Consider the following 8275-nt stretch of genomic DNA (forward strand, 5'->3'; position numbering starts at 1 on the left):
TCAACTTTCTTCACCCACGAAATTTTTTAAGTCGATATTCAATAAAGCATCTGAATCATTAGCTTCTATCGCAGTTATAAAACTGGTGACAAATTCCTGCATTGAATTATCTATCGACATTTTCTTACCCTTAACTTTAATTTTATGATTCATAAACTTAATTATTTCAAGTCTCGATTCATAACTCAGATAGTTTTTATCACCTAAAAGGTTTTGATTGATCCAATAGTCCATCAACGGACGATACGGTTCCATCAAGTCATCAACCAAGTTAAAGCTATTAAATTCGTTTTTATGGAATATTCCTAGCATTGTCACCAATCCGTTACCGACCACGATTCTTGCCATGCATGACCTTAAAATTGCATAGCCAAAGTTCATAGCAGCATTGATAACACTGTCATCCCCACGAGTAAAACTCTTTCCATACAGTGAATCAAAATATACCTTAGCAACGTGACCTTCCCGATTTGTCTTATCGCCAACTACCAGATCAGACACTAAATCTTCCATTAATTCAAGTCGTTCTTGTTCAACTCCAGTCCACCTGGCAAAAGCTATCTGGTTATCCATCTTTTGTTTAATGACAGTTTGCCAAATCAAACCTTTCTGTTCAGCAGTCCAAGAAGCTTGTTTGATGACTCGTTTTGAATAATGGTGATATTGACCATATGGTAAGTAGATACCAACAGGTAAATACTTGTCATCACAAATTACTAAACCGATATTGTTCTGACTTAAACTAGACATCAATTTGGTAGTTATCGAGGTTTTATTCCCCTCAAGTACAACCATCGTAATATCAGACAACGGTACATAAAATTTATCGTCTCTCTTTCTGATTTCTAAATTATCCAATCTAAGCCTTAATAAATCGCCTTCCTTAACATGAACAATCCTCCATGCCATAAGCTATCCTCCTAAATTTTTCGGAAAAAAAAACCACCTAGCAAGTAGGTGGTAAATTCGGAATAAATCCTTATTTTTGTAGATCCTTAAGAATTTAGTAATAGTAAAACGTCGAATGAATATATTCAAACATATAAGGCGTCCCTTACAAATTCATAATATCATAAACTATCCATTAATCAAGGATATCTTTAGGATTTTCTCCCTCTTTTTCTAAGTAAAATGGATTACCTAGTATATCCGTATTAACCTTCCAAATTTTACAATTTTTTGGTACTAGACGCTTAATAATTTGTTTCTTTGCAGAACCGTATACTGGCCAATCATCATTATCAGTCTTATATTTATATATTGGCTTAAGTTCTACATATCCTTTTTGCTTATCCATTGTACGGGACCAGAATAGCATTTCAACACTTTCACCAGTTTCTAAATTTTCAACCTTAATGCGATCTTTTTTATACAGACTAAATATAAATTCAGAATCATCAGATACCCTTTCTCGGTATTTAATCTCTAGATATTTTTTAAGTTTAATCCCATATCCTTCATCTTCATTAAACTTAAGATCAGCATATTTAATTCCCATGATCTCATATTCACCAGTTTCATGATTCAAATAGACATCAGTCCTCCATGGATTTAATGATTGTAAAATAACATGTTTGTTGTTAGCATTTTCAGGTGTTATATCAATATTAGATCCAATTTTCTTATCCAAATATTTGAGCTGTCTTATTTCAGGTCCATTATTTTTCTTTGAATATTTTCTCACTGGTCCATGATCTACGCGATAAAGTTCAAATGGAGATATATCAACTGTCTTGACTTTATTATCCCTCCCCATTTTTTCAATAGAACTAGGATAAGTATTCATAATTTCTTCTAAATGATTAAAACTTCTTGGATCATACTTATTCAATAAAAATTTAGATTTATCCTTATCGCATATTTTTTTGAATCTAACATATTCTTTGTAATCATAAATATTCTTAATTTTTCCAACAATATACTCTGATTCTTCTTTGTCCTTGGCAAGCATCCCGGATCTTGTAGAATATATCGTTGAATCACTGACTTTACGATTCATTTTCTTATCAACTTGATGTGAAAATTTAATTCTATCGTCAGCATTCATAAGTTCATCAACAAAGCCATTGTATGGTTGTTCATAAACTTCCTTGTCAAAAGTCTTATCATCAATTATCTCACCAGTTTCAATATCTACAGTATTATCGCCTTCAACTTTGACAGGGAATATACTGGCTCCTTTTTTCCAAATATTTAAAAACGGAGTCGAAGCAATTATTGATGCATCAATAGCATGATGATGGAAAGTTTCTCTGGTCTTATTGATATGCCAATGTTTACGCATATTAGAAGTAAACTTACCACGAATAACTGTAACTTTTGTATTAACTTCTTTTTCTCTAAAGAATTCTTGTAAACTATTTAAAACAACTCTTGAAGAATATCTAGTATCAACTAAATTACGAGAAATAAATCTCTTCCGTGTATCGATATCACTAACATTTTCAGAGAAAAGATAGTTTTTACGTTTATTCTTGTTAAATCTTGTATTTTTAATTACCATGGCCTTCATGGAATCAAATCCCTGACCATGACCCTCATTCATGAATTCAAATGGAGTCTTTTGTCCTTTAATTTGATTCATTTCGGCATAACAAAGTGTCTTGTTATTGATACTATCATCAAATGAAATGGATTGCGGTATTATATGATCTATTTCAAAATTATCAGGATTGTTTAATAAATCAGATGCTGAAATTACTTTTCCATTGTACACATCTATTTTCTGTTGTTGATACCAAAGCCTGATCTTGAAAAATAGCTTTGACCCATATTTTCGCAAACCATCATCCACCAACGACTTGCTACCAACAGAATTAGTAAATTCTTTAAGGGCTTCATCCTTTTGCTTCTTATTTTTGTTTTGAAAATCTTTAATTTGCTTTTTTGCATCGTCCTCATTCTTATCACGAGGCATTTCTACAACAACATAGTCAATATGACCATATTCCTTCAATACAGCATTAACAATTTTTAAAGCTTCACGAACCGATTTAGCGGCGACTGGATTATAAATATCTTGGGCAATTTGTTTATATGGCAAATACTTATATTGGCTATACTTCTTGCCATTGTCTTTTATCAACCCCATTTCATTGATCAGGGTCATCTGTTCGACTGGACGCTTTAACATTTCTGGTATTAGTAGTTTCATTGTCTTAACAGACAGTCTGTGCCACTTGTTATTAGACGTAACATTAAAACTAGCTTTATTGTCGATAATTAATTGAATCAAATCATCAGTCAAAAAATCAAAGTCCGGTTGTAATTTATTACGTAGCTGTTTTCTAATCTCACCATTCTCTGTGTTGAGTGTCAAAATAGAACTAAGTCGATCTAAGAAGTCCGTAGACCAGTCAGATATATCAACATCCGACTCTAAGAATTTTTTATGGACCTTACGATAAATTTCCATTGAACTTATTTCCGGTTTGTCTTTATCGTCAGTGCGATAACCAGCAATATCCGAGTCATCACAATCTGCAACTTTTTTGATCAACTTGATCATATTAACGGTAGTTTTATTATTTTTTAATTCTGATAAGATCTGTCTCTTATCATTCTCAGTTAATTTTTGATCTTCATAACTCAAAATACGTAAGTTATTCAAATCATTTAAAACATTAAACACTTGCGCAGTATAGGAAGCACCAGAAGCTCTTAATTCATCAGGAAAGATTTTATCATGACCAATCAATTCTTCAAATAGATTTTCTAACTTGCGTCCATCTTCCTTATAAATTCCATAATCAGTTCTTGATTTTTCACTACCTGGACCCTTAAAGTAATCCCTTTTTCGATTTAATATTTTACAATATGCATCTTCAAATTCTTCAGTTAATACCTCTGGATAGAATTCTCTTTGCTTTTCAATGATTCGTTTTGCCTCATCGATGTACGCTTTTGTAGTGAAGACATTCAACAACACTTCTCCTTCATCAGCATCAACGACAACTGTTCCTCTGGTAGCACCGTGTTTAGATAAACGATCTAATTGTATTTGTGCAGGTGTTTGAGTTTTCAACTCTTTAGTATTAAGCTGCAAACTTTTAGCATAATCTGAACCTTCGGATTCATCGTCAACATCTTTCAAATCGTAACTTATTCCTCGACGCTTCACGATATGATATAGACTTACAGCAATTTCTGATAAGTTTAACCTTTCGGATAATCCTTTTACCCGTAATTCATATGGATTGGAATTGTTGTCAAAATGGTCAAAATAGTTTTTATCTTCTTTGGAATCAATCAACTTAAATTTGTTGAATAGTTTGGCAGTATCCTTACGACGCTGTTTTTTTCGATTAGTTGATCTACGGGCACCACGCATACTTCTACGTGTCTGATTTTCTTCACCTATCTTACCATTGATCAATCGTGATCCTAATTCAAGAATCTTACCAGCTCTAGGATCTATTACACTGAATCCAACCGAAGATACACCGATATCTAATCCTAAACTTATTTTTCGATCCATCTTAAATTCCTCCATTCAAATTAAATCTATGAGTTTAATATATCAGTGTCAGTATACGGAAATCAATAATTCAGGAAAATAAAAAAGCACACCTACGTTGGGTGTGCTTTTTAACGTTCTACTATTACTAAATCCTTAAGGGTACAAAATTACATCTATCAGGTCCAACATAATTATTTATTATATTAAACAATCAAGACATCTCTATTTTAAAGCAATTTACTAAAATATCCAAGCCATTAATTATTCAAGAATATCCTTAGGCCCGCTGCCTTCCCTTTCCAAATAGAATGGATTACCAAGTATATCAGTATTGACCTTCCAGATCTTACAATTCTTAGGCACTAAACGTTTAACTAATCGTTTACTTTTACCATAAATCGGTAACTCATCATCACTAGTCAGACTTTTAATAGGCTTTAATTCCGCGTATCCTTTTTGTTTCTCCATTGTTCGTGACCAGAATAAAACTTCTACACTTTCGCCACTCTCAATATTTTTAACTTTGATTCGATCTTTCTTATACAACGTAAACATAAACTCAGAATCATCGGATACTTCTTCACGATGTTTTATTTCAAGGTACTTATCGCGCTTGATTCCATATCCTTCACCCTTATTGAATTTGAGATCAGAATATTTGATGCCCATAATTTCATACTCATTGGTTTCATGGTTCAAGTAAACATCAGTCCGCCATGGTTTCAACGACTGTAAGACTACTCGTTTATTTCTAGTATTTGCAGGTGTGATATCAATGGTCGAACCAACTTTTTTATCCAAGTACTTAAGTTGCTTTATTTCTGGACCATTATTTTTCTTTGCATACTTTCTGATGGGTCCATTATCTCGACGGTAAAGTTCAAACGGTGAAGCACTGAACATTCTAACTTTACCCCTTATTCTTTCTTCAAACGAATCAGGATAAGTGTTCATGATTCTTTCTAATTGAGCAAAGCTTTTTGAATCATACTTATTTAATAAGAACTTAGTTTTGTCTTTGTCATAAATTTTCTTAAATTTGGCATACTCGTCAATATCATAAATATCTTTGATTTTGGCGACTACATACTCGGACGTCCCTTCATCTTTGGCAAGCTTACCAAATCTAGTCGAATAAACAGTTGAATCACTGATTTTACGGTTCATCTTCTTATCGATTTGATGAGAAAACTTCACTCTGTCATCACTGTTCTTTAATTCACTTTCAAATCCAGAGTATGGTTCTTGATAAGTGTATTTAAGATATTCTCTTGTACTTAGAATTTCACCAAGTTTAATATCGAGAACATCCCCATCTAAACTATTAGGAAACATACTAAATCCATGTTTCCAAATAGTTAAAAATGGCATCGCAGCTATGATGGATGCATCAATTGCATAATAATGATACGTTTCTCTAGAATTCTTTATCTGCCAATACTTACGCATATTTGAAGTAAATTTACTACGGATAACTGAAACTTTGGTGTCTATACCCTTTTCATCAAAGAAGTCATGCAGACCATTAAAAACCACCTTAGAGGAATATCTCGTATCAATCAAATTACGAGTAATAAATCTCTTTCTTGTGTTTGAATCTCTTATATCTTCTTCATAAAAATAATTTCTTCTCTTGAGATTTAATCGAGAATTCTTTAATACCATATCTTTCATAGCTACATAACTCTGACCATAACCCTCATTAAGATATTCAAACGGCGTCATCTTATCTTTCAGCTGATTCATTTCAGCATAACAGAGAGTTTTATTATTTATCCCATCGTCAAAGGAAATTGAAACCGGCACAATGTGATCTATTTCAAGTTTAGATCCATTTTGCAAAATATCTTCTGGTTGAATGGCTCTACCACTGTATAAATCCATTCCTTTTTGTTGATACCACAATCGTATTTTGAAACGAATATTGCTGCTTAATTTATCGTATTCATCACTGGAAATACCAGTTGCTTCGATGAATTCTTCCTTAGCATCCATTATTTCTCTAGAATTCGTTCTTTGAAATGACTCAATATTTCTTTTTTCTTCGTCTTCATTTTTATCACGCGGCATTTGGGCAACGATATAGTCAATATGTTCATATTCCTTCATCACTGCATTAACAATTTTTAATGCTTCACGTACTACCTTGGATACGACTGGATTATAAATATCTTCTGCAATTTTCTTGTAAGGCAAATGCTTATACTTACTATATTTAGGGCCATTGTTCTTAACTAATCCCATTTGCTTGATCAAGTCATTTTGCCCAATTGAATTTTTTATCATTTCAGGTATCAATAAATCCATTGTCTTAATAGATAACCTATGCCAACTATTACTAGATGTAACATCAAAACTGGCTTTATTATCAATGATCAATTGAATCAAATCATCACTTAAAAAATCATATTGAGATTGCAAAAGGTTCTCAAGCTGATTTCTTATTTCACCATTATCAGTGTTAAGCGTCAAAATAAAACTCAAGTTGTCAAAAAAATCGGTTGGCCATTCGTTAATATCAACGTTATTATCTAAAAACTTTCGATGTACTTTACGGTATGTTGCCATTGAACTGATATCTGGTTTTCCTCTAGTATCAATTCGATACCCTTTAATGTCAGAGCCATCACAATTAGCTATCTTTTTAATAAGCTTGATCATATTTATATTTGAAGTATTACTCTTCAATTCTTCTATGATTTGCTCTTTATCTTTGGGAGTCAATTTCTGATCCCCATAGCTCAGAATACGCAAATTATTTAAATCATCCAAAACATCAAATTTCTGTGCTGTATAAGATGCTCCAGCGGCTCTCAATTCATCAGGAAAGATCTTATCGTGACCAATCAACTCTTCAAACAAATTATTCAAGATTCGTCCATCTGTTTTAAATATTCCGTAATCAGTCCGAGACTTGACGCTACCGGGACCTACAAAATAACTTCTTTTACGTGATACTATTTGGCAATACTTTTCTTCAAATTCATCGGTTAATATATCTGGATAGAATTCTCGTTGTTTTTTGATAATACGTTTTGCTTCGTCAAGGTAGGCTTTGGTTGGAAAAATATTAAGTAGAGTTTCATTATCAGTAACAACTTTACCTCTAATAGCACCATACTCATTTAATCTTTTCAATTGAATTTGAGCTGGCGTCTGCGTTTTTAATTCAAGGTTATTGATCTTTAATCCATTGGCATATTCTGAATCTTCTGCTTCAGAATCAACATCTTTCAAATCGTAACTGATACCACGTCTCTTAACGATGTGATACAAACTATCTGCAATTTCTGACGTAGTTAATTGTTTTGACAAGCCCTTAACTCTTAATTCATAAGGATTAGAATTATCAACAAAATTATCAAAATAGTGTTCATTATTCTTTGAATCTATCAATCCAAATTGATCAAATAACTTAGTTACATCCTTACGACGTTGCTTTTTCCTATTATTTAATCTACGTGAGCCTCGCATATATCTGCGGGTCAAGTTCTCTTCACCGACTTTTCCATTTATCAGACGCGAGCCCAGCTCAAGGATTTTACCAGCTTCAGCGTCTATTACACTGAATCCGACCGATGAAACACCGATATTTAATCCTAAACTTATCTTTCGATCCACATCGACTCCCCCAATTTGTCATAAAATACACAAGTTAAATATATCATAATAAAAACCACCCGTAAAACGGGTGGTTTTCTCTGAGGCTATAAGCCTCTTCCACTAGCCAGCGTCTCAAGACGCTGGCTTTTGTATACCAAAGCCAAACTGCTTTTATCACTTTTGCCACCGCTTTAAGCGATATTCGTACTACTT

Annotated in this window: 3 protein-coding genes; all 3 read right to left on the minus strand. The window is 32.9% G+C overall.

Features of this window, described 5'->3' with window-relative positions; all coding sequences use genetic code 11:
- Window positions 1–909, minus strand: coding sequence for a type II CRISPR-associated endonuclease Cas1 (cas1, locus tag EKM60_RS08950; protein ID WP_125714636.1), 909 nt, complete (start codon window positions 907–909; stop codon window positions 1–3).
- A gap of 175 nt (window positions 910–1084) precedes the next feature.
- On the minus strand, window positions 1085–4477 hold the full coding sequence (gene cas9 / locus EKM60_RS08955) for a type II CRISPR RNA-guided endonuclease Cas9 (RefSeq protein ID WP_125714638.1): 3393 nt from the start codon (window positions 4475–4477) through the stop codon (window positions 1085–1087).
- A 243-nt stretch (window positions 4478–4720) separates the two neighbouring features.
- The gene (gene cas9 / locus EKM60_RS08960; RefSeq protein ID WP_125714640.1) at window positions 4721–8080 is read right to left on the minus strand and encodes a type II CRISPR RNA-guided endonuclease Cas9; all 3360 of its coding nucleotides are present in this window, start codon (window positions 8078–8080) and stop codon (window positions 4721–4723) included.
- Window positions 8081–8275 lie beyond the last annotated feature (195 nt).

The sequence above is a fragment of the Companilactobacillus kedongensis genome, from assembly GCF_003946625.1.
Classification (GTDB): domain Bacteria; phylum Bacillota; class Bacilli; order Lactobacillales; family Lactobacillaceae; genus Companilactobacillus; species Companilactobacillus kedongensis.

Coding starts and splice junctions, on each gene's coding strand:
- cas1 (WP_125714636.1), bottom strand. CDS start 909: ATGGCATGGAGGATTGTTCATGTTAAGGAAGGCGATTTATTAAGGCTT.
- cas9 (WP_125714638.1), bottom strand. CDS start 4,477: ATGGATCGAAAAATAAGTTTAGGATTAGATATCGGTGTATCTTCGGTT.